Annotated in this window: 20 protein-coding genes; 5 read left to right on the top strand and 15 right to left on the bottom strand. The window is 72.2% G+C overall.

All coding sequences use genetic code 11. From position 1 onward, the window contains the following. Window positions 1–1336: 1336 nt before the first annotated feature. From rsmG to BKA22_RS07285, 3 genes are all read left to right on the top strand, one after another. On the top strand, window positions 1337–1999 hold the full coding sequence (gene rsmG, locus BKA22_RS07275) for a 16S rRNA (guanine(527)-N(7))-methyltransferase RsmG (RefSeq protein ID WP_223203751.1): 663 nt from the start codon (window positions 1337–1339) through the stop codon (window positions 1997–1999). 428 nt (window positions 2000–2427) lie between these two features. Next, the gene (locus BKA22_RS07280; RefSeq protein WP_307725904.1) at window positions 2428–3621 is read left to right on the top strand and encodes a ParA family protein; all 1194 of its coding nucleotides are present in this window, start codon (window positions 2428–2430) and stop codon (window positions 3619–3621) included. After that, on the top strand, window positions 3618–4724 hold the full coding sequence (locus tag BKA22_RS07285; RefSeq protein ID WP_146954679.1) for a ParB/RepB/Spo0J family partition protein: 1107 nt from the start codon (window positions 3618–3620) through the stop codon (window positions 4722–4724). Before BKA22_RS07280 ends, BKA22_RS07285 begins: the two co-directional genes overlap by 4 nt. A gap of 93 nt (window positions 4725–4817) precedes the next feature. Here BKA22_RS07285 and BKA22_RS07290 read toward each other — a convergent pair whose 3' ends face one another. The 8 genes from BKA22_RS07290 to BKA22_RS07325 form a co-directional block, all read right to left on the bottom strand. Next, window positions 4818–5765, bottom strand: coding sequence for a D-alanine--D-alanine ligase family protein (locus BKA22_RS07290; RefSeq protein ID WP_146954678.1), 948 nt, complete (start codon window positions 5763–5765; stop codon window positions 4818–4820). Then, window positions 5762–7105, bottom strand: a complete 1344-nt coding sequence (locus tag BKA22_RS07295) for an aminotransferase-like domain-containing protein (protein WP_146954677.1) — start codon at window positions 7103–7105, stop codon at window positions 5762–5764. The genes BKA22_RS07290 and BKA22_RS07295 overlap by 4 nt, the downstream gene beginning before the upstream one ends. 60 nt (window positions 7106–7165) lie before the next feature. Beyond that, window positions 7166–7489: a thioredoxin gene (gene trxA / locus BKA22_RS07300; RefSeq protein WP_146954676.1), complete on the bottom strand. Its 324-nt coding sequence runs from the start codon at window positions 7487–7489 to the stop codon at window positions 7166–7168. Between the two features lie 27 nt (window positions 7490–7516). Continuing rightward, complete coding sequence (trxB, locus tag BKA22_RS07305) at window positions 7517–8497, bottom strand: thioredoxin-disulfide reductase (protein ID WP_146954675.1); 981 nt, start codon at window positions 8495–8497, stop codon at window positions 7517–7519. Window positions 8498–8567: 70 nt separating this feature from the next. Continuing rightward, complete coding sequence (locus tag BKA22_RS20125; protein WP_146954674.1) at window positions 8568–10586, bottom strand: protein kinase family protein; 2019 nt, start codon at window positions 10584–10586, stop codon at window positions 8568–8570. Between the two features lie 59 nt (window positions 10587–10645). Beyond that, on the bottom strand, window positions 10646–12286 hold the full coding sequence (murJ, locus tag BKA22_RS07315; protein ID WP_223203749.1) for a murein biosynthesis integral membrane protein MurJ: 1641 nt from the start codon (window positions 12284–12286) through the stop codon (window positions 10646–10648). Further along, window positions 12283–14538, bottom strand: a complete 2256-nt coding sequence (locus tag BKA22_RS07320) for a DUF6049 family protein (protein ID WP_179561682.1) — start codon at window positions 14536–14538, stop codon at window positions 12283–12285. The genes murJ and BKA22_RS07320 overlap by 4 nt, the downstream gene beginning before the upstream one ends. Then, window positions 14535–15086, bottom strand: coding sequence for an NUDIX hydrolase (locus tag BKA22_RS07325; protein ID WP_146954672.1), 552 nt, complete (start codon window positions 15084–15086; stop codon window positions 14535–14537). The genes BKA22_RS07320 and BKA22_RS07325 overlap by 4 nt, the downstream gene beginning before the upstream one ends. Before the next feature lie 45 nt (window positions 15087–15131). Between BKA22_RS07325 and BKA22_RS07330 the strand changes: the two genes are divergently transcribed. Then, on the top strand, window positions 15132–16637 hold the full coding sequence (locus tag BKA22_RS07330; protein WP_223203748.1) for a CCA tRNA nucleotidyltransferase: 1506 nt from the start codon (window positions 15132–15134) through the stop codon (window positions 16635–16637). Here the strand turns inward: BKA22_RS07330 and BKA22_RS07335 are convergent. Next, window positions 16627–17937 (bottom strand): MFS transporter, encoded by a 1311-nt coding sequence (locus BKA22_RS07335; RefSeq protein ID WP_146954670.1) that lies wholly within the window; start codon window positions 17935–17937, stop codon window positions 16627–16629. The genes BKA22_RS07330 and BKA22_RS07335 overlap by 11 nt on opposite strands. 187 nt (window positions 17938–18124) lie before the next feature. On the opposite strand from BKA22_RS07335, the gene BKA22_RS07340 reads away from it, so the two are divergent. After that, a complete protein-coding gene (locus tag BKA22_RS07340; protein ID WP_146954669.1) occupies window positions 18125–18664 on the top strand; it encodes a hypothetical protein in 540 nt (179 codons plus the stop codon). A gap of 10 nt (window positions 18665–18674) precedes the next feature. On the opposite strand, the gene BKA22_RS07345 is transcribed toward BKA22_RS07340, so the two are convergent. The 6 genes from BKA22_RS07345 to BKA22_RS07370 form a co-directional block, all read right to left on the bottom strand. Next, window positions 18675–19151, bottom strand: a complete 477-nt coding sequence (locus tag BKA22_RS07345; RefSeq protein ID WP_146954668.1) for a hypothetical protein — start codon at window positions 19149–19151, stop codon at window positions 18675–18677. A 5-nt stretch (window positions 19152–19156) separates the two neighbouring features. Continuing rightward, window positions 19157–20425, bottom strand: coding sequence for a WXG100 family type VII secretion target (locus tag BKA22_RS07350; RefSeq protein WP_146954667.1), 1269 nt, complete (start codon window positions 20423–20425; stop codon window positions 19157–19159). Continuing rightward, on the bottom strand, window positions 20425–20751 hold the full coding sequence (locus BKA22_RS07355) for a type VII secretion target (protein WP_179561683.1): 327 nt from the start codon (window positions 20749–20751) through the stop codon (window positions 20425–20427). Before BKA22_RS07355 ends, BKA22_RS07350 begins: the two co-directional genes overlap by 1 nt. Then, on the bottom strand, window positions 20748–21077 hold the full coding sequence (locus BKA22_RS07360; protein WP_179561684.1) for a DUF4333 domain-containing protein: 330 nt from the start codon (window positions 21075–21077) through the stop codon (window positions 20748–20750). Before BKA22_RS07360 ends, BKA22_RS07355 begins: the two co-directional genes overlap by 4 nt. 198 nt (window positions 21078–21275) lie before the next feature. Further along, entirely contained in the window at window positions 21276–22370 is a 1095-nt protein-coding gene (locus BKA22_RS07365; protein WP_146954665.1) for an inositol-3-phosphate synthase, read from the bottom strand. Beyond that, on the bottom strand, window positions 22367–23029 hold the full coding sequence (locus tag BKA22_RS07370; protein WP_146954664.1) for a PadR family transcriptional regulator: 663 nt from the start codon (window positions 23027–23029) through the stop codon (window positions 22367–22369). Before BKA22_RS07370 ends, BKA22_RS07365 begins: the two co-directional genes overlap by 4 nt. Window positions 23030–23111: the final 82 nt, after the last annotated feature.

Consider the following 23111-nt stretch of genomic DNA (forward strand, 5'->3'; position numbering starts at 1 on the left):
CGGGCGCCGGGGATGCCCCTGATGGCGGATTGCCGCGGTGCCGTGGTCCTTGTCGCCGACGAGGAGTGCACGAGCGCCTGCCCGGGCGGCCTCTCGGATCGGGCCGCCATGACCTCGAGGCGAGGTCTCCTGAGGAGAGGGACGTGGCGGCCAGCCCTATGGCGGGCGTGGCGAACGGTTGAGGCCGTGCCCGTCAGCTGCGCCCAGAGACTCTCTGACCCGAGCGCACCGCTGTCGGTGACGCCGTCGATCGGCCATCCGACGGCAGCGCGGTGTCGGGGAGCGGCGGGCAGGGGCCGGCTGCGGTCGAGGCGTCTCCGGGGCCGCCCGCCACAGTGGGGCACCGTCGGCGTGGTCGCCGACCGTCCGACATACCCGCACGGGAACGTTCTGGTGCCCGTGGCGCAGCGAGAGAGCGGGTGGCTGCCGTCCAGTTCGACTCGCCGCGCGACTCCCGACCGTCAACGGCCGCCGCCTTCGACGGACCCGCGAGTCGTAGCGATGCACACCTGGGATCCGGGCGGACTGCTCACCGCACAGATAGTCGTCCCGCGTCACCGCAGAGACACACCCTCTGTGCCGGGGCTCCTGCCGGGCTACCAGACCACCGCACCGGCCCTGGGCCGATCCGGGAGGCGTCTGCCGGACCACAGGGTCTGTTTCACGTGAAACGCGCCGGTGCGATGAGGTCCGGGGGCCACGACGCGGCGGGGCCCGCCACGAGCTCGGCCAGCAGGTGCGGGCTGCCGACGACCGCGGGTGTCGCCGGGGCGATCGGGTCGGTGCCGCGGCCGCTGCTGGCGGCGACAGGCTCGTGAGGCCCGTGCGCTGGGCGCGGCTGGTCTCGATGGGTCGGCAGTGCTGTTGTCGGGGATGGCCACCGGGCCTGCGCGGGGGAGCCGTCCTGCGGTGTTGACAGTGCGCGGGTCCTCAGGAGGACGGCGGTCCGCTGGACGACGAGCCCGCGGGCTGACGGCCCCTGGCACGAGTGCGTGCATGTCAGGCCTGCGTGCACACTCGACGTGTTCGCCAGGCCTGACACCTCGGGCGGTCAGGCATGAGCGGTTGCTCGGCGGATGCGCAGTCGGCCATCCACCGTGTCGGCGCCCAGGCGTGGCGAGCGGCCCTGGGCGCCGCTCATGTGCCGATCCTTCGTCTGCGCGGTCCGACACAGCGGTGGCAAACCGGTGTGGTCGGCGCGGTTCGGTGGACGGCCCGCGATACGGTGGGGCGTCGCTCACGACCCCGGCTGGTGTCGAGCTCGGCGCCACGAGGCCGGTCTGATCCTGTGGCCTTGAACGATCACGTGTTTCACGTGGAACAGGGAGGAGAGCCCGTGGACTCGGACACCCGCCCGGATTCGATCGACGATCCATGGGAGGGCGATCCGCGGCTCGCGGACTACTTCGGCGACTCCTGGCCGGCTGTGCAGGGCTTCCGCGACCTCCTGGTGCGCGACGGCGTGCTCCGAGGGCTCATCGGGCCGCGTGAGGTCGACCGGCTCTGGGCTCGCCACCTGCTCAATTCGGCGGCCGTCGTGCAGTTCCTGCCGACGACGGGTCGCATCGTGGACCTGGGCAGCGGTGCCGGGCTACCCGGTGTCGTCGTGGCGGCGATGAGGCCTGATGCCGAGGTGGTGCTGCTCGAGCCGATGGAGCGCCGCACCGAGTGGCTCAGCGAGGTGGCCGAGCTGCTGCACCTCGACAACGTCGTCGTTCGGCGCGCGCGCGCCGAAGAGGTGCATGGGGAACTCGTCGCCGACGCCGTGACTGCTCGCGCGGTTGCAGCGATGGACAAGCTCTACGGCTGGGCGATGCCGTTGCTGCGCCCAGGTGGCGTGCTGGTCGCACTCAAGGGCGAGCGAGCCGAGGAAGAGATCCAGGCCGGCGCGAAGGCCGCCCGGAAGCACCGAGCGGGCCCGGCCGAGGTGCTTCCAGCCCCGACGATCGCCGGCGTCGAGCAGACACGCGTCGTCCGCGTCATGCGGAAGGGATCCTGAGAATGTTCGGTCGGAAGAAGCGGCAGCCCTTGGAGGTCGCCCAGCTGATGGCCGCCCAGGGGGAGCCGCAGACCAGTCGTACGGGCGCGACCCCGGCGGTGCCGGTGACAGTGCATGGGCAGGGAGAGAGCACCCTCGACGCTGTTTCACGTGAAACGCAGCCGGTCGAGGAGTCTCTGGACGCCCGGTCGGACGAGCTCACTCCCGTGCCGGCGCCGCAGGACGCGCCCCTGCGCGCGGAGCAACCGGGCGCTTCGCCGTGGGAAGATGCGCTGTCGGGGCGCGCCGACGTCGAGCAGGACGTGCACCTGTCACCTTCCGAGACGTCGGACCAGGGGACCGGAGATGCGCTCCCGCTGTCGGTCGACAACGGTGGGGGCCGGACGGCCGACACGGTGGCAGAACCTGCACGCGAGTCGTCGGATCCGGTGACGAGCGACGACGCGAACGGGGCCACCTCGGACGTCGACGAGCAGGTGTTCGACCACGACCAGACGACAGGTGAGCGCGCGCAGTCCCACCAGGCCGACCTCCGGGTCGCCGGCGACGACGTGCCGATCCCACGGACAGACGATCACGACGGAGCCCAGAGCACGGTGAACACTCTCGATCCGGATGAGCAGCGCCGCGCGGCGCTCGTCCAGAGCCTGCCCACGGTGGACGACGACACGCCCCTGATGGCTGAGCTGCAGCTGGACGCGCGCCGCCGTATCGAGTTGCGGGGACGACGCTTTCCGCGACCCGACGCCACCCGTGTGATCACGGTCGCGAACCAGAAGGGCGGAGTGGGCAAGACCACGACCACGGTGAACCTGGCCGCCGCCCTCGCGCAGGCCGGGCTCACCGTGCTCGTGCTCGACAACGACCCCCAGGGCAACGCCTCGACGGCGCTCGGGATCGACCACCGGGCGGGCACACCGTCGATCTACGAGGTGCTCGTCGAGAGTGCGCCGATGGCGGACGCGGTGCAGCAGAGCCCGGATGTCCCGAACCTCTGGTGCCTGCCCGCCACGATCGATCTCTCGGGTGCGGAGATCGAGCTCGTCTCGATGGTCGCGCGTGAGACGCGTCTGCGGAACGCGCTGGAGGCCTACTTCCAGTACCGGCTCGAGAACGGGTTGGAACGCATCGACTACGTCTTCGTCGACTGCCCGCCGAGCCTCGGCCTGCTGACGGTCAACGCCTTCGTGGTCGGCCGCGAGGTACTGATCCCCATCCAGTGCGAGTACTACGCGCTCGAGGGCCTGAGCCAGCTGCTCAAGACGATCCAGCTCATCCAGGCCCATCTGAACCCTGACCTGCACGTCTCCACGATCCTGCTGACGATGTACGACGCACGGACCAACCTGGCGCAGCAGGTCGCCTCCGAGGTCCGGACGCACTTCCCTGAGCGCACGCTCCGCACCACGGTCCCGCGTTCGGTCCGCATCTCGGAGGCACCGAGCTACGGGCAGACCGTCATCACCTACGACTCCGGCTCGTCGGGCGCGCTGGCGTACCTCGAGGCGGCGCGCGAGCTGGCCGAGCGGGGCGTCGGCACGACCGAGGACATAATCAACGACGGCATTCCGGCGTACGGGCACCCCGTCGCCGCCGCGACAGCGACGCAGGAGGAGCAGTGAGCGAGAAGCGACGCGGTCTCGGACGGGGGCTCGGTGCGCTGATCCCTCAGGGGCTCGACGGCCAGCGCCCGACCGGCGAGCGCCCGGCTGATGTGTTCTTCGGGGACACGACCGGCGCGGGGTCGGCGACGGCCACGATCGAACGCTCGATCGACCACGCGGACGTCGTTGCGGCCGTGCCACCGGCACCGGCGAACGGGGTTCCGACCGCGACATCTCCCTTCGTCGCGGAGCCGGCGACGACCGTCGAGCCGCCCGTCGTCGACGACGGTGGTCTGCTCCCGGTCCCGGGTGCGCGGTTCGCCGAGCTGCCGGTCGGTCTGATCCGGCCGAACCCGCGCCAGCCTCGCACGGCGTTCGACGAGGATGCGCTCGAGGAGCTTGTCGGGTCGATCCGTGAGATCGGCGTCCTGCAGCCCGTCGTGGTGCGGGAGGTGGCCGACGGCTTCGAGCTCATCATGGGTGAGCGCCGCTGGCGCGCGACCCAGGCGGCGGGTCTCGAGACGATCCCGGCGATCGTCCGTGAGACCGAGGACGGCGACCTTCTGCGCGACGCGCTGCTGGAGAACCTCCACCGCTCGCAGCTGAACCCCTTGGAGGAGGCGGCCGCCTACCAGCAGCTGCTGGACGACTTCGGGTGCACGCACGAGGAGCTCGCGACGCGGATCAGCCGGTCGCGCCCGCAGATCTCGAACACGCTCCGGCTGCTCAAGCTGCCGCCGCTCGTCCAGCGCCGGGTCGCGGCGGGTGTGCTGTCCGCCGGGCATGCGCGCGCGCTGCTGGGTCTGGGCGACGGTGCAGCGATCGAGCGCCTGGCGCAGCGGATCGTCGCCGAGGGTCTCTCTGTCCGTGCCGTCGAGGAGATCGTGTCCTTGGGGGGCGACGAGGAGTCGCCTACCCGTCGGCCGGCTCCGCGCGCCGGCGTCCGCAACGAGGCGCTCGACGACCTGGCGGCTCGGCTCTCGGACCGGTTCGAGACCCGCGTGAAGGTCAGCCTCGGCAAGGCCCGCGGTCGTCTCACGGTGGAGTTCGCGTCGGTCCAGGACCTCAACCGGATCCTCGAGAGCCTCGCTCCGGAGGATCCGGGTCTGCTCCGGCGCTGATCCGCGCGTCGGGGCATCCGCTGGGTGCCCCGACCGTTTCGCGGTAGTACGTCCCGATTTCACGGGCCTGTACAGTGCGGGAGTCGGCGCCTGTCAGGACGACAGAGAAGCCAGCACCAGCGATCGGTACAACTCTCCGAGGTTGTGGCCAGCGGCCTCTGCGGACTGCGGAAGAAGCGACGTCTCGGTCATCCCCGGGGCGGTGTTGACCTCGAGGAACCACACCTCGCCCGCGGCGTCGACGATCATGTCCGTCCGCGAGATCCGGGACAGCCCGAGCGCCTCGTGGGCGATGACGGCGACCTCACCGACCCGGACGGCCACGCTCGCGGAGAGCCGAGCCGGCGTGAAGTACTCGGTCCGCCCGGGGTTGTACCGGGCGTCGTAGTCGTACGGGCCATCGGTGACGATCTCGACGGGAGGCAGGGCGCGCGGGCCGTCGCCGGTGTCGACCACCGACACCGCGACCTCCGTGCCGGCGACGGCACGCTCGACCAGGGCGGTGTCCGAGTACGAGAAGCAGTCGACCATCGCGCGCGGCAGCTCGTCGTGCGTCGTCACCAGGCTGACGCCCAGCGCTGATCCTCCGCGTGACGGCTTGACCACGAGCGGCAGTCCCAACCGTCCGTCGAGCAGGCCGAGCACCTGGGTCGCACCCAGCTCGTGGAACAGCGACTGGGGGAGTGTCACGAAGTCCGGCGTCGCGACCCCCGCCCGGGCGACGACGGTCTTCGAGACCGGCTTGCTCCACGCCACCCGGCTCGCGCGGGGGTCGGTGCCGAGCACCGGGATGCCGAGCAGGCGGATGACGTCACGGACCGAACCGTCCTCGCCGCTGGCACCGTGCAGCAGCGGCCACACCAGGTCGGGGCGCAGCTGGGTCAGCGCGGGCACCAGGTCGGCGTCGACGTCGTGGACGGAGACCTCGATACCGGCTGACCGCAATGCCTCCGCGACACGGCGACCCGAGCGCAGCGACACGTCACGTTCGTGCGAGAGCCCACCGGCAAGGACGGCGACCCGAGGGGACGGAGGTGTCACGCGAGGTCCGGCCCGGGAGCCTGCACCGAGTCCCGGCCCGGGCCGGCGCTCGTGCCGAACAGCTCGACGAGCTCGCGCTCGCCGCGGACCACGCCCGCGAGACGCCGCACACCTTCACGGATCCGCTCGGGGGTCGGGTAGCAGAACGACAGCCGCATGTGGTCGGACCCCGTGCCGTCGAAGTAGAAGGCCGTGCCCGGGACGTAGGCGACGCGCGCGGTGACGGCACGCGGCAGCATGTCCTTGGCGTCGAGGCCGTCGGGGAGGCGGACCCACGTGTAGAAGCCACCGTCCGGCACCGTCCACGTCGCGTCGGGCATGTGCTCGGCAAGAGCGTCGACCATCGCGTCGCGCCGGTCGCGGTACTGCTCGCGGTACGACTTGATCTGACCGCGCCAGTCGAAGGTCTGCAGGTAGGTGCTGATCGCGAGCTGCGACGCGTTCGACGGGCACAGGATCGCGGACTCGCTGGCCAGGACCAGCTTCTCGCGGACGGCGTGCGGCGCGACGGCCCAGCCGACCCGATACCCGGGCGCGAACGTCTTGGAGAACGAGCCGAGGTAGATCACGCCCTCCTCGCTCATCGACCGCATGGCGGGCCGCGGTTCCCCGTCGAAGCCCAGCAGACCGTACGGGTTGTCCTCGAGCACGAGGACGCCGTGCCGGGCCGCGACCTCGAGGATGCGCGGACGGCGCTCGAGTGAGATCGACACTCCGGCCGGGTTGTGGAAGTTCGGCACGGTGTAGAGGAACTTGACCCTGCGCCCGGCCGCACGCAGCGCCGTCAAGGTCTCGTCGAGGAGCTCGGGAACGAGTCCGTCGGCGTCGATCGGCACGTGCACGACCTCCGCCTGGTACGCCCGGAAGACCCCGAGCGCCCCCACGTACGACGGGGCCTCGGCGACGACCACGTCGCCCGGGTCGATGAAGATCCTGGTCACGAGGTCGAGCGCCTGCTGGGAGCCCGTGGTGACGACCACGTCGTCCGGGTGCGCGTCGATGGCCTCGAGTCGCATGACCTCGAGGATCTGCTCCCGCAGGGTCTCGTCACCCTGACCGGAGCCGTACTGCAGGGCGGTCAGGCCACGGGTCGCGACGGTGCGCGCCGCGAGCTCGGCCAGGTCGTCGAGCGGGAGACCTTCGAGGAAGGGCATGCCGCCCGCGAGCGAGACGACCTCGGGACGGTTCGCGACGGCGAACAACGCGCGGATCTCCGAGGCGCGCATCGCGTGCGTGCGGTCGGCGTAGGAGCCGAGCCACGGGTCGAGCCGCGTGCCTGCGGCGGCGGACGTGGGGTGGTGGCCCGACGTCGTGCGCGCGGGCTGCTGCTGCTCTGTCATGCCCTTGAGTGTCGCACGACCTGCGGCGTCACCTGACCGGTGTCCCGCGGGAGTCGTCGCTCACACCTCGGCGAGCGCGCCCTCGATCTCCTCGGCGATGACCGCCTTGGGGCGTGCACCGATGACGGACCGGACGAGCTCACCGCCCGAGTAGATGTTCAGGGTGGGGATCGAGACGACGCCGTAGTCGCCCGTCACCTGCGGGTTGTCGTCGGCGTTGAGCTTGACGATCTTGAGACGACCCTCGTACTGGCCGGCGAGCTCCTCGAGCACCGGGGCGACGAGGCGGCACGGCCCGCACCACTCGGCCCAGAAGTCGACGAGCACGGGCACCTCGGACTCGAGGACCTCGGACCGGAAGGTGGCGTCGGTGACGTCGAGCATGGCGAGTCCTCCAGGGACGAGGGGTGGTCAGTCGAGGGGAGTGAGGCCGGCGAGGTGGTGCTGGGCGTCCAGGGCGGCCGAGCAGCCGGTGCCGGCGGCGGTGATGGCCTGCCGGTAGGAGTGGTCGACCAGGTCGCCGCAGGCGAACACGCCGGGCAGGTTCGTGGCGGTGGTGCGCCCGTGCACCTTGACGTACCCGTTCTCGTCCAGGTCGACCTGACCGACCAGCAGCTCCGAGCGCGGCACGTGCCCGATCGCCACGAACACCGCACCCGCCTCGAGCTCACGGGTCTGACCGGTGACCGTGTCGCGCAGCGTGACGCCGGTGACCTTCTCGGTGCCGGTGATGCCCACGACCTCGCTGTTCCACGCGAACTCGATCTTCGGGTCGCCCGCGGCACGGTCGGCCATGATCTTGGAGGCCCGCAGCTGGTCGCGCCGGTGAACCATGGTGACCTTCGAGCCGAACCGGGTCAGGAACGTGGCCTCCTCGACGGCCGAGTCGCCCCCGCCGACGACCACGATGTGCTGGTCACGGAAGAAGAACCCGTCGCACGTCGCGCACCACGAGACCCCGCGCCCGGAGAGGCGGTGCTCGTCGGGCAGACCGAGCTCCCGGTATGCGGAACCCGTCGCCAGGATGACGGCCCGCGCCAGGAACGTCTCGCCACCACCGGTGACGATCGTCTTGACCTCACCGGTCAGCTCGAGCGAGGTCACGTCGTCCCACAGGACCTGCGCACCGAACCGCTCGGCCTGCTTCTGCAGGTTCTCCATCAGCTCCGGGCCCTGGATCCCGTCCGGGAAGCCGGGGAAGTTCTCCACCTCGGTGGTGTTCATCAACGCGCCACCGGCGGTCACCGACCCCGCGATCACCACCGGCGCCAGACCCGCACGCCCCGCGTAGATCGCCGCGGTGTACCCGGCCGGACCTGAACCGACGATCACCAGGTCGTGCACGGTGGTGGACTGCTCGCTCACAAGGATTCCTCGGGGTCGATGGGTCATGCGGTCGGCACAACGGATCGTAGGCCGGATCTGTTCCGACCCCCGCAGGCGATCGCCGGCACGGCAGCCCTCAGGACAGGGTGATCTCCGCCAGCTCGATGCGGAAGCCACCGTCGGGCGCGGTCGGCAGGCGATCGAACCACAGGACGACCGTCGAGGTGTCCACCGGGGTGGCGAACGTCAGCACCGTCTCCGGGCCCAGCGTTCCCTCCGCGAGCAGCGTGCCTCCCGACGGGTTCGCCGCGTCGGACTGCCGCACCTGCACGTTGCCGCCCGCGCCGTTGACCTGCAGCGTCACCGAGGACACGGTCGACGTCTCCTGCAGGGTGAGCACGAGCGCCACACCTGGCTTGAAGCCCGCGAAGTCGTCGGCCTTGTACGTCATCGTGTACCAGAAGGTCGACGGGTCACCGTCTCGGGCGCGGTCCACGGCCTCCTGGTGCTCACCGTCGGCGTCCGAGGGGTCGACCGACTGGATCGAGGCGATCACCGGCGCGACGCCGGACACCGGGGTCGTCGCGGACGCGCTCGGCTCACCCGCGCTGCCGGACGGTTCGGCCGACGTCTGCGTGCCCTGCGAGCTCGTGGTCTGGGCGGCGGGCGAGCCACCGGCGTCAGGGCCGAAGAACAACGCCCGGAAGGCCAGGATGACGCCGATGAGCACGACGACGGCGACCGCGCCGAGCACGATCGCTGTCGGGTCGGACCGCCGCTTGCGCGGGGCCTCCTCGACGCCGAAGTCCTCCCACTCGAGGTCTCCGCCCGCAGGCTGCTGAGGACCTGCCCCGCCCGACGGCGCGAACGCCGGCGGCGGCACCGACGGCCCCGGGGCCGCCCCGAAGGCCGACGCGCGCGCCGGTGCCGGTGGCATGGCCGGTGGCAGGGGCAGGGCGGCAGGCGGGCCCGCGTACGGGGCAGCGCCACCGGGCGCGCCGAGCGGCGCCGACGGCGGGACCGGGGTTCCGGGAGTGCCCGCGCCGGGCGGAGGGAGCACAGGCCCGGTGCCGAGGCCGCCGACCGGTCCGAAGGCGCTCGTGCGGCCCGGCGTGGCCGGTGGCGGGGTGCCGGGCAGGTTGGCGCCGGGCAGCGCCTGGTCGGCGAACGCGGACCGCACGGACTGGCGCTGCACCTGCGGCGGGGTGAACGCCTGGGGCGGCGGAGGGGTGAACGCCTGGGTCGGCGGACCGTCGTCGTAGTCGTACTCGGGGGCGACGTCAGGGCCGGGACCGACAGAGGACGAGGCGGCGACCGCCGCCCCGACGATCGGCCAGTCCTGCTGCGCCGGCATCTCCTCGGCAGCCTGGGACAGGCCGACGGTCCGGATCGAGCCCCACGGCTCGAGCTCACGGACGACCTCACCCGGGGAGTGCGGTCCGTCGACGTGCACGCCGAGCGTCACGGCGCACAGCGTGTCGAGATCGTTCGGCACACCGGCGACCAGGTCGGCCGGTGCGACGGGCCCCTGCTCGGACACGGGTGCTGCGGGAAGCGCAGCCGGGGTCGCCGGCAGGTGCGCACCGGACGGCCAGAGACCGGTCAGGGCCGTGTACAGCAGCCGCACGAGCGCCACCGCGTCGGTCCGCGACGTGCTGCGCGCATCGCCACCGGTCAGGCCGAGCAGGGCGCCGTCGAGCGCCAGGCCGGTGACGAGCACGCGGCCGTCGGGCGCGACGTGCACGCTCGAGGGCCGCAGGGTCAGGTGGTGCACACCGCGGCGCCGGGCGACCTCGAGCGCGGAGGCGACCTCCCCGACGAGCGCACGGGCCTGGTCCGCGGTGAGCGGCCCGCGCGCCACGAGCTGGTCGAGCGAGGGGCCCGCGACCTGCTCGGTCACGACGTAGCCCGTGTCCTCGTGCATCCCGACGTCCAGCACGCGCACCAGACGGGCGTCGGTGACGAGCGCGGCACGACGGGCGGCGTCGAGCGCCTGCGCCACGTCACCGGACTCCAGCACCCGCACCCTGACCGGACGGTCGAGGATCTGGTCGTTGCCCTCCCAGAGCGAGGTGCCCGGCAGGTCCGTGGACCCGGGTTCGAGCACGCGGTACCGGCCTGCCAGCACGGTGCCTCGTCCGACGACCTCGTTCACGACACCTCCAGGGCTCTGCCCCCGCGGCCGGGGGCATCGGACATGCTAGACGTGCTGCTTCACCCGCGTCGCCGTCGTAGGCGTGCGACCAGCGGTCTGGTCAGGTCGTCGAGCTCCCGCACGTGCATGATCTTCAGCGCCACCACGTACACCGCACCCATGACGAGCCCGACGACGACGCAGGTGACCAACCACCCGACAAGGCGATCCGGAACGTCGAGGAGCGCCGAGGTCGCAGCCCCTGCGCCGGCGGCGAGAACCGCGGCGACGAGTGCCTGAGCATGCGTACGCAGCACTCGTGGACCGTCGACGTGCACCAGGCGGGCGCGCAGACGCCACAGGGCAACCCCGGCCCCGAGGGCGTACGACAGGCTCATCGCGGCACCGGCACCGGCGACCCACCACTGGGGGTCGAGCAGCTCCCGCGAGAGCCAGGTCCCGATCGCGACCACTGCAGCCATCGCCACCTGGACGGGCACCATGCCGCGAGCATCCTCGTACGCGTAGTAGACGCGCTGGCACATCGACCAGGCCCCGAAGAACGGCAGCCCCACGGCCATCGTCACCACGACACCGCTCACGGCGTGGGCCTCGGCCGCGGTGCCGGTCAGGATGACCAGACCGGTGAGCGGATACCCGAGCACGACCAGCACCGCGGTCGCGATCGTCGTGAACAGCCCGACGACCCTCAGACCGAGCGAGAGGGTCGAGCGGGCCCCGTCGGCGTCGCCGTCGTGTGCCTGCGCGGAGAGTCGGGTGAACAGCGCGGTGGCCAAGGAGACGGTGACCAGCGAGTGCGGCAGCATGAAGATCAGGAAGGCGTAGTCGTAGGCGGCGTTCCCGGCCACCACGGCGCCCGGGCCCGCTGCGTGACTTGTCTGCGACGCGACGCGGGACACGACGATGTACCCGAGCTGTCCGACGAGCAGCCCGAGGAACGTCCAGACCGCCACCGTCCCGGCCCGGCTGAGCCCGTAGCCGCGTAGACCCCAGCGTGGGCGGTAGCGCACGCCCGCCCGCCGCATCGCCGGGTAGAGGACGGCCGCCTGGGCGATGACACCGAGGGTCGCGGAGACAGCCAGGAGGACGACCTGGCCGCTGCTCCAGGTCGACGCGAGGTTCACGTCGGTCTCGCGGGCATTCCCGAACACGGCGATGAACACGCCGAAGCCGGCGATCGAGACGAGGTTGTTGGCCACGGGCGCCCACATGTACGGCCCGAACGAGCCGCGTGCGTTGAGCACCTGTCCGAGCAGGGCGTACGCCCCGTAGAAGAACAGCTGAGGGATGCACCAGTACGCGAAGGACACCGCCAGCGCGTGCTGAGAGGCGCTTCCGGAGTCGGAGTAGATGTCGACGAGCAGGGGCGCTGCGAGCGTGAGGACCGCTGCGACGGCGCCGAGGACGACGAAGCCGAACGTGAGCAGCCGGTCGACGTAGTCCTGCCCGGCGTCCCGCTTGTAGGCGCGGACGACCTGCGGCACGAGGATCGCGTTCAGCACGCCGCCGGCGAGCAGCATGTACAGCACGTTGGGAAGCTTGTTGGCGACCGCGAAGGCGTCGGCTGCCTGACCCGTCGCGCCGATCGCGGCGACGAGGACCATGCCGCGCAGCAGGCCGAGCACGCGCGACACGGCGGTACCCGACGCCATCAGGGCGGAGGCGCGACCCAGGGCCCCGTTCGACGTGGTCTGGCTCAACGCTTCTCCTCGGTCGGTGCGGGACGGACGGCCGCGGTCGTGCCGGTGGCGGGTGCGCCGCCGCCGAGCACGCCGACGGATGCCACCTCGCCGGTCGCGATGGCCTCGGCCTCGGTCCGCGCGCCGCGGCGGGCCGACTGCCCGCGTCGGACGGTGCGGACGATGCCCAGCACGAGGCCCACGGCGAGCAGGATGCCGACGACGACCGTGCCGACGCCCTCGATGGTCGGGGAGACGCGCGCGGTGAACTCGACGGTCGGGGACACGACGTGGCCGGTCGCGGTGGTCAGCAGGGCGTCGACCCGCACCTCGCAGTTGGCCGTGGCGGTCAGCGCGACGGGGACGGTCTCCTGCGCGCCGGCGGCGACGGTCACCGTGGGGGAGTCGTCGGCGGTCAGGCACGCCTTCGCCGGGCGCAGCTCGACCGTGACGGTCGCGGCGGTGGCCAGGTCGTTGCGCACGACGACGCGCACGTCGGAGTGGGTGCTGACGACGTTGGTGTTGCTCAGCGGCGCGATCGACAGCCCGGCGAGCCGCTCCTGCGTACCGGCCACGGCCTGCTGGACGAGGGCCGCGCGCCCGGCAGGGTCGTCCCGCCAGGCGACGGCCAGCGGGGCGACGAGGCTCTCGTCGACGCCGGTGAGCAGCGAGGTGGGATCGTCGCTCACCGAGGCGAACGCCTGGGCGTCGGCGCGTGCGGTGGCCAGGGCGTTCACCTCGGCGGCCGACAGCTCCTGCTCGGTGCGGGCCGTCGTGGGCAGGGGCGAGCGGTCGGCACCGGTGTCGGACGAGCCGATCAGGGTGGAGACGGGGGTGGCCTGGAGCCACGGAGCGGACTCGAGGGCGTCGAGCACGGCGGTGGCGGTCGGGACGTCGGGGTCCCAGTCGCGGGCGGGCGCGAGCAGCAGGTGCTGCACGTTGGCCGCGTCCTCGCGGGTGGCGACGGCGGTCTCGGCGAGCACGCGCTGCACGGTGGTGGCGGTCGTGGCCCCGGGCTCGACGGACGTCGGGTCGGTGAGCAGCGCGTCGAGCGTGGCGTCGGGGACGAGCACGTCCTGGGTTCCGGCGGAGGTGTCGACGCTCGTCCGTGAGCCGGCGGTCACGCGCAGGTCGGTGGGGACGAGGAGGTCGGACCCGACCACCAGCGTGCCCACGCCGAGCGTGGCGGCGAGTGCTGCGGTGGAGCTGTCGGTCCCGGTGGGGGGCGCCCAGAGCAGGTCGGTCCGGGGTGTCACGCCGAACGTGTCGTCCGGGGTCGCGGCGGACAGGTCGCGTGCGACCCCGACGAGGTCGGCGTGCCCGGCGTGGGCTGCCGCCGCGAGGTCCGGGTCGGACCAGGGCAGGGCGAACACGTCGCGGCCCGGGAGCGTGCGCGTGGTCACCTCGTCGAACCAGGTGCGGGCGTGCGGGCCGCCCGCCTCGGCCTCCTCGAGGAGCGCGGGGTCGACGGCCCAGGCGACCGACGGGTGCCCGCGGGTGACGGCGAGCAGGTCGGCGAGCCGGCCCTCGGGGGAGGTGAGCGACTCCAGGGCGCTCTCGTCGACCGTCGGTGCGGTCGCGTCGGCGTCGACCGGGACGTCCTCGTCCGAGGTCGCGGTGGACTCGTCCTCGGTCGTGGTCGTGACGGAGGTCGCCGGGCCGACGACGGGAAACAGCACGGACACCCGGGTCTGCGCGACGTCCTCGGCGGTCAGCCAGAGCAGGAAGGTGCGCTGCAACCCGACCCGGCGGCCTCCGTCGCCGATCTCGAGCGACAGCCCGCGGGGGCCCCAGGAGTCGGCGTACTCGAGCAGGCCGATGGCCGCGGCCGGGACGGTGACCTCGACGGGCGCGGTCGCCCCGGGGGCCAGGGGTTCGGTCAGGGTGACCTGCGCGGTGGGGCGCCCGGCTGCGGCGGTCGGCGCCAGGTCCGTCCATGCCTGCAGCTCGGCCCGGGTCGAGGGTCGGAACCGGTTGAGCAGGACCGTCGCCCGGGGGTGCTCGATCGTGGTGTCGCCGTCGTTGCGGACGGTGGCACGTACGACGAGGTCCTGACCCGGCCGCAGCACGGCGGGGGAGACCTCGCTGATCTGCACGGTCACCGGCATCGTGTCGGTGCCCGTGGCGGTCGCGGAGGAGCCCACGGAAGTCGTGGCGCCCGCCGGGGCGACCAGGGGACCGACGACGAACGGCAGGGCCAGGAGGGTGGCGAGCACCGCACGCAGAGACCGGCGGGGCGAACGGCCCGGCAGGGCGGGGGCAGGACGGGTCATGCGTCGCCGACGAGCACCACGAGCGCGGCCTCGGCGAGCCTCCGCTCGTTCGGGTAGGCGAGCCGGCTGTGCAGCTCGGCCACGGGTACCCAGGCGGCGTCCTCGGCCTCGCCGTCGGGGTCGCCCTCGACGCTCAGCTCACCGCCGACGGCTCCGAGCAGGAAGTGGTGCACGACCTTGTGCACGCGGCGGTCCTCGCCGCTGAACCAGTAGTCGATGACCCCGAGCCGGCGGACGATCTGCCCGACGATGCCGGTCTCCTCGGCGATCTCACGGATCGCGGCCTCCTCGGGCGTCTCGGTGCCCTCGAGGTGGCCCTTCGGCAGGCACCACTCGAGGCGACCGGCCCGGTTGCGGCGGGCGATCACGGCGGCGTGGTGCACCCCGTCGAACTGGAGGACGACGATGCCGCCGGCCGACGTCTCGTCGACGACGGGCAGCGGGCCTACGTGCCGGGGGGGAGGTGTGCGCCGGTCGATGCGCAGCGCATGACCACCGGGCGGCGAGGGGACGCCACCGGGCACGTCGGGGTGCGCCGGGCTGGACATGCCCGACACTGTAGCCACTTCGTCCATCTGGCAGGCTTGGGCGTCGTGCCGCCCGTCGACGATCCCCGAGACCCCGAGACCACCGCCGCCGCCGTGCTCGCGCTGCAGAAGCGTGCGCTGGCCGTGCTGGCGGGCCTCGCGCCGGAGGCTCTCGAGCTCGGCGCGCTGTTCCGCGACGCGGGTCACGAGCTGTCCCTGGTGGGGGGACCCGTGCGGGATGCCTTCCTCGGGCGGGTGTCCTCCGACCTCGACTTCGCGTCGTCGGCGACCCCTGACGAGACGCAGGCGATCCTGGCCCGCTGGGGTGACGCGCACTGGGACATCGGCCGTGAGTTCGGCACGATCGGCGCGATGAGGCACGGCCGCTCCGGTGGTGCGGACGTCGTCGTCGAGGTGACCACGTACCGGTCCGATGAGTACGACCCGGCGTCCCGCAAGCCGGTCGTGGCGTTCGGCGACAACCTCGAGGGCGACCTGTCGCGCCGGGACTTCACGGTCAACGCGATGGCCGTGCGGGTGCCGGAGCTGACGTTCGTCGACCCGTTCGACGGGCTGAGCGACCTGGCGCGCGGCCTGCTGCGCACCCCGATCGACCCGCGGCGCTCGTTCGACGACGACCCGCTGCGCATGATGCGGGCCGCGCGGTTCGCCGCACAGCTCGGCTTCGCGGTCGACCCCGCAGCTACCGAGGCGATCGTGGAGATGGCCGACCGGATCTCGATCGTGTCGGCCGAGCGGGTCCGCGACGAGCTGGTGAAGCTGCTCCTGTCGGCGGAGCCGCGTGCGGGGCTGCAGGTGCTGGTGGAGACCGGCCTGGCCGACCACGTGCTGCCCGAGCTGCCGGCGCTGCGCCTGGAGATCGACGAGCACCACCGGCACAAGGACGTCTACGAGCACTCGCTGACCGTTCTCGACAAGGCGATCGCGCTGGAGACGGGCCCCGACGGCGCCGTGCCGGGTCCGGACCTGGTGCTGCGCCTGGCCGCGCTGCTGCACGACATCGGCAAGCCCCGCACCCGACGGTTCGAGGACGGCGGCGGCGTGAGCTTCCACCACCACGAGGTCGTCGGCGCCAAGCTCGCCGCCAAGCGCCTCAAGGAGCTGCGGTTCGACAAGGCGACCGTGCAGGCCGTGGCCCGGCTCACCGAGCTGCACCTGCGGTTCCACGGCTACGGCGAGGGTGGCTGGACGGACTCGGCCGTGCGCCGGTACGTGACCGACGCGGGCCCGCTGCTGGAGCGTCTGCACCGGCTGACCCGTTCGGACTGCACCACCCGCAACGTGCGCAAGGCGGCCCGGCTGTCCGCCGCGTACGACGACCTCGAGGTGCGGATCGCCCGGCTGCGCGAGCAGGAGGAGCTGGGCTCGATCCGCCCCGACCTCGACGGCACGCAGATCATGGAGATCCTCGGGATCGGTCCGGGCCGTGAGGTCGGTACCGCCTACAAGTACCTGCTCGAGCTGCGCATGGAGCGCGGACCGCTCGGCGAGGACACGGCCCGCGCCGAGCTCCTCGCGTGGTGGTCGGCGCAGGGGGACGTCACGCCCTGACCGGCTCCGGGGCGAGGTCGACGGGGGCGGGCGTGCGGGCACCCCACCGGAAGAGCACCGCCGCGGTCACCAGGTAGGCGACGGCGAGGGCGCCGAACACACCGCGGGACCATCCCTCGTCCGGCAGGGTGAACGCCGCCAGCGCGGCGGCACCGACGAACGCCACGTTGTACAGGACGTCGTAGAACGCGAACGCCCGCCCCCGGAACGCGTCCTCGGTGTCGCGCTGGACGATCGTGTCGACCGCGATCTTGGTGCCCTGCGCGGCGAGCCCCAGCAGCGTCGCCCCGGCCAGCACCACGGCGCGTGCGGGCGAGGTGAGGAGCAGCACCTGGCTGGCCGCGGCGAGCAGCAGCATGATCGTGATCCAGGCCAGCGAGCCGGTGTACCGGGACAGGGTCGGGGTGAGGAGCACCGCGAAGAAGCCCCCGACACCGGTGAGCCCGATCACGAGCGCGAAGGTCGCCAGCCCGGCGTCGGCGTCGCCCGGGTCGGAGAGGAGGTTGCGGGAGATGAGGATCGCGGCGATGAACACGACGCCGTAGAGGAACCGGTGCACCGCCATCACGAGCAGGCCCTGCCCCGGTGTGCGTCGGGCCACCAGGTAGCGGGCCCCGTGCGCGAGACCGCGGGCGACCCGGGCGATCTCGTTGGTGATCGCCTGCTCGGCGGGCTTCTCGGGGCCCAGCAGCGTGCGGGTCATCCGCAGCGCGAGCAGGGCCGCGGTGCCGAAGACGAACGACGCGCAGAGCAGGGCCGCGGAGTCCTTCAACCGTCCGGGATCGAGCGTCATCCCCAGCAGCACGCCGATGCCGCCGCCGAGGAACGCTGCTCCGGCACCCAGCGTCGGGGTCAGCGAGTTGGCGGTGAGCAGCAGAGGGCCGTCCACGACGCGCGGCAGACCTGCGGACAGACCCGCGAGCAGGAACCGGTTGACCGACAGCGCCGCGAGCCCGAGCACCGAGATCCACACGGTGACACCGCCGGTGAGCATGAGCAGCGCCATCGCGAGCGTGAGCACGACGCGCACCGCGTTGCCCCACGCGAGCACCTGGCGGCGCTGCCAGCGGTCGAGCAGCACGCCGGCGAAAGGGCCGACGATCGTGAACGGCGCGAGCATCACGGCGAACGCCCCCGCGATCGCCGGCGCGGTGCCCTGGCTCTCGGGGGAGAAGAACAGCAGGGACGCCAGACCGACCTGGAACATGCCGTCGCCGGTCTGCGACACCAGGCGCACCGCGAAGAGCTTGCGGAAGTCGGGCAGACGCAGCAGCGTCCGCAGCTCGGTGATCACCTGCACCGGCTCATCCTCGCACCCGGCTGTCGCCCGCCGGTGGGGCCTGGTGTCGGGCCTCACCCGCGTGCCGGCCGTCACCTGGTGCCTGAGCTGACCGAGAGGGGCCGCCGATACGATGCTCGGCGGATCACCGAGGATCAGGTCGGCTGCACGAGCCGGCGCGCGGCGCACGGACAAGGAGAGAGCCGACGTGGAGAGCACCGGTGACGAGTGGGGCGACCTGGTGGACCAACTGCGCGAGCAGGTCACCGTTCAGGTTCCGCACGACGTCGACGTGCGGCCCACCGAGGACGGTTTCGCCGTCGGCTATCCCGAACCGCTGGTGATGCGCGGGCCGGACGGGCCGAGCGTCTCGTGCCTGTGGTCCTTGGTGAGGTGCGAGCCGTCGACGATGACGTTCCAGATCGTCGACGTCGTCACGGAGGGCGAGGCCAGCTGGTTCGAGGGGAGCCTGACGGCGAGCGGCTTCCGCGGCCGGGTGTCGGGGGACCGCTCGGCGTCTGTGTACGGCACCCTGCCGGACGGGAGCCATGGACTCCTGGAGAAGCGGGTGCACAGTGCGAAGGTGCTGCACACGGCGATCAGGGAGCCGGCCGCGGCGCTGGGATGGCAGGAGAAGCAGCCCGCGTCGGCGATCGTCGGCAAGACGGTCGCGATCGTCACCGGGATCGGCCTCCTGCTCGGCCTGGGTGGTGTGGCGGCCCTCGCCCTGACCGGGCGTCTGGGCTGAGGCGCGCCCCTCACGATTGGCTTCGTTCACCCGCCGACAGGCTCGTGAGCACCGACGTGAACTCGGGACCGACGACCGGGAGCTGGTCGGCGAGGCAGGCCGCCGTCAGGCGCAGCACCGCGATCGACCCGTCCTCCTGGGTGTCCCCGACCAGCCCGTCGAGCTGGCGCAGGTCGTAGTCCCTGCCCAGCACCCGGGTGCGCGCGCCGAGCAGTTGGCTCAGGCCCGGTGCGCCGCCGCCCGGCTCGGCGAGGGCCAGCTGAAGCCGTTCGGCCCCGCCGGCCTGCCGGGCGAACGCCTGGACGGCCTCGTCCGCGAGCGTCTCGAGAGAGGCGCGCGGGGGCAGCAGCACGCGCCGCACGCTCATCACCGGGGTGTACCCGGAGGCCAGCCCGCGGCGCACCGCGACAGCCTCGGCGTCGGCGACGCCCGCGGACACCGGGTCCACCGGTGTCCACAGGTCGTTCGGCCACCGCAGGGTCGTCATCGCCCTCACCACCATGTCGCCATCTCGTCGGCCAGTGCCTGCCCGGTCTCGACCATCTCCGCCGGGTCGATCACGATGCCGACGGAGGCTGACCCGCCCAGCCCCCACGCGAGTCCGGCGTTGGCACCGATGTGCCACCTGCCGTCCTCCATCGTGAAGGTGGCACCCGCGCCGGCCCCGGCGCCGGCCCAGCCCTCGACGCCACCGGTGATGCCGACACCGCCGACGGATGCCTCTGCCACACCTGAGACCCGGGCGCCGGCCAGCACCTCGCCCCCTGCTTCGACCCCGTCGGTCGTGACGGTGACCTCACCTTGGCCGTACGCACCGACCTGCGCGGTACCCGACAGGTGCGCGTCGGAGTAGTCGTTGTGGTAGCCGACGGTGCCCTCCGCGTTGACCAGGTTCGCCTCGGCGTCGAGCTTGGCCTGGAAGCCCTTGGCCGCGGCCCACGACACGGAGCCCGTCGCGTCGGCGCTCAGCGCGGAGACGGCCCCGTTGCCGTAGAAGGCCCCGTCGGCGCCACCCGCCGGTGTGGTGAACGCGCCCTGCGCGCGCCAGACCCATGCCGACCCGTGGACGGAGGCGATCACCGCGGACAGTCCCAACGCGGGTGCACCGCTCAGTCCCGCCCAACCATTCTTTCCCCACTGGCTCTTCCACTGGTCGCTGGTCGTGGAGCCCCACGACCAGCTCCCCTCGGTGCCTGGGCCCTCCGCGCCGGAGGTGCTGTACGTCCCGCCGCCAGCACGCGTGAGTGCGAGGACGGCCTCGTCGCCCGAGGTGTCGAGCGACTGCCGAGCACCGGCGAGGATCTCCCGCGCCTCCTGCCGTGTCGCGCCACCACCGTCGAGGTACGTGGGGTGGATCCCGCCGTGCTGCGCGTACTGGGCGAGGGCCGCCTGGTGTGCCGCTCTCGACTGCGCTGTGAGGGTCTCCGCCTGCATCCAGGTGTCGATCGCGTCCTGCGCGCGGGACTGCGTGGTCGTGATCACGTCGGCGTGCGAGTCCAGCGCGGCGGCTGCCTCGGTCAGCAGGTCGGCCGCTGTGAGCCACTGCGCGGGCACGCGTTCGAAAGCGGCCCAGAAGGCGTCGGCCGCCTCACCCGTCCAGGTGGGGGCGCGCAGCAACCTGAGCTGGTCGCCGGTGTCCGCCAGGCGGGTCGCCCACGATCGCAGGGTCTGCGCGACGCCGCGGATGTCACCGGCGGAGCCGGGCACGAGGGCCGTGGGGTCGTCGGTGGTGCCGAGCTCGGCCTCGGAGGGGGCTGTCATCAGGGCAGCTCCGTGCGGGGGTTGAACGTCGGCAGGGAGAACGATCCGAGGGTCGCGCTCGTGTCGTCGTCGGCCGTGCAGTACAGCTGGGCGGCGCTGCGCAGCTCCTCCGCCTGCGCCGTCAGGTTCGCGACGAGGGCGTTGAGGACCTCGGAGGTGAACTGGCAGAACTGCGGCAGCACGTCGGCCAGCTCGACATGACCTGTGGACTGCGCGCCCGTCCCGGCGGTGGACAGCGCGGGGCAGCCGTAGGTGCCGCCGATCGTGTCGAGCTGACCCGCCAGGGCGGTGACCTCGGTGCCCTCGACGGAGAGCCCGGCGCTCACCCCTGACCCTCGACCGGCTGGTCGTCGACCTGGACGCTGATGTTGACGGCGTCGCCCTCGACACCGTTCGACGTCGCCGTGAGCCCGTAGGTCACGCCCGACGCCGTGAGGGTGCAGCGCACCTCGGACCCGGCCTCGCCGGGAAGCGGGTCCGGGCAGTCGACGCTGTCCGGCGCGACACCCACCTGCTCCTGGAGCATCGAGCTCACCTGCGTCTCGAGCTCGCCGGTGCCTACCTGGGTGGACGTCGTCGCCGAGAACGAGCACGCGGAGGTGAGGACGAGCAGGAGCACGGCGGTGAGGCCGGCGGTCGTGGCAGAGCGCATGCGCGCCATCGTGGCACGGTCACGCCCCGCAACCCGGAGAACCCGGGGATCTGTGGATGGGCGGTCCGGTCGCGGAGGCCGAGCAGTACCTGCGCCGGGCAGACGTGGGGCCCGGTGACCTTGACGGTCACCGGGCCCCACGTCATCGCTACGGGCGGGCGCGCCTGGCAGCGCCTCCGCCCTTCGCTGCGCTGCGGATCAGCGCTCGACCTCGCCGCGGATGAAGGCCTCGAGCTGCGCGCGGCCCTCGTTGTCCTCCATCTGGACCGGCGGGGACTTCATGAAGTAGGTCGCGGCGGACAGGATCGGGCCACCGATGCCACGGTCCTTGGCGATCTTCGCGGCGCGCAGGGCGTCGATGATGATGCCGGCCGAGTTCGGGGAGTCCCAGACCTCGAGCTTGTACTCCAGGTTCAGCGGGACCTCGCCGAAGGCGCGACCCTCGAGGCGCACGTACGCCCACTTGCGGTCGTCGAGCCACGCGACGTAGTCCGACGGGCCGATGTGGACGTTGCGGTCCTCCTTCTTGCCGGCCAGCGGGCCGTCGTGGAGGTTGGACGTCACGGCCTGCGTCTTGGAGAGCTTCTTGGACTCCAGGCGCTCACGCTCGAGCATGTTCTTGAAGTCCATGTTGCCGCCGACGTTCAGCTGGTACGTGCGGTCCAGGATGACGCCGCGGTCCTCGAACAGGCGGGCGAGCACGCGGTGCGTGATGGTCGCGCCGACCTGCGACTTGATGTCGTCGCCGACGATCGGGACGCCGGCGGCCTCGAACTTCGCGGCCCACTCCGGGTCGGAGGCGATGAACACGGGCAGGGCGTTGACGAACGCGACGTTCGCGTCGATGGCGCACTGGGCGTAGAACTTCGCGGCGGCCTCGGAGCCGACGGGCAGGTAGCAGATGAGGACGTCGACCTGGGCCTCGCGCAGCGCGGCGACGATGTCGACCGGCTCGGCGTCGGACTCGTCGATCGTCTGGGAGTAGTACTTGCCCAGGCCGTCGAGGGTGTGGCCGCGCTGGACGGTCACGCCGAGCGGCGGGACGTCGGCAATCTTGATGGTGTTGTTCTCCGAGTTGAAGATCGCCTCGGACAGGTCGAAGCCGACCTTCTTGGCGTCGACGTCGAACGCCGCGACGAACTCGATGTCGCTCACGTGGTAGTCGCCGAACTGGACGTGCATGAGGCCCGGCACCTTCCCGCTGGGGTCGGCATCGGCGTAGTAGGTAACGCCCTGGACCAGCGACGCGGCGCAGTTGCCGACGCCGACGATGGCGACGCGGATGGAGGTCATCCTCGCTCCTTCTCGGTGTTGCGCGCCGCGGCGGAGTCATCGTCCGTCACGGCAGCAGGGGAGTCAGCAGCGGCCGGACGACCGGTGCTTGCGGTACGGGCGCGACGCTCGCCGCGCTCGTTGTCGATGAGCCCGTCGAGCCAACGGACCTCGCGTTCGACCTGGTCGAGGCCGTGGCGCTGGAGCTCGAGGGTGTACTCGTCCATCCGCTCGCGGGTGCGGGCGAAGGACTGGCGGATGGTCTCGAGGCGCTCGGTGAGGCGTGAGCGTCGTCCTTCGAGGATCCGTAGACGGGTCTCGGCGTCGGTCTGCGCGAAGAACGCGAACCGGACGTCGAAGTTCTCGTCCTCCCAGGCGGCCGGGCCGGACGAGGCGAGCACCTGCTGCAGGTGCTCCTTGCCGTCGGCGGTCAGCTGGTAGACGATGCGTGCGCGCTTGCTGGCCACGTGCGTGTCGGTCGACCTGTCGGTCGACTCGCTGCCGGTGATCCAGCCTCGGTCGGACAGCGACTTCAGGCACGGGTAGAGCGAGCCGTAGGACAGTGCACGGAACGAGCCGAGCACGAGGTTGAGCCGCTTGCGCAGCTCGTAGCCGTGCATGGGCGACTCGGCGAGCAGGCCGAGGATGGCGGGTTCCAGCACGTCAGCGCGACCGCGCATGCCGGACCACCTCCTCAGGGCGTTGCTCGATGTATCGAGTTGATACATCGGGAGAGTATGTCGGATCGATGCCTCGGCACAA

The sequence above is a fragment of the Cellulomonas soli genome (assembly GCF_013409305.1).
Lineage (GTDB): Bacteria > Actinomycetota > Actinomycetes > Actinomycetales > Cellulomonadaceae > Cellulomonas > Cellulomonas soli.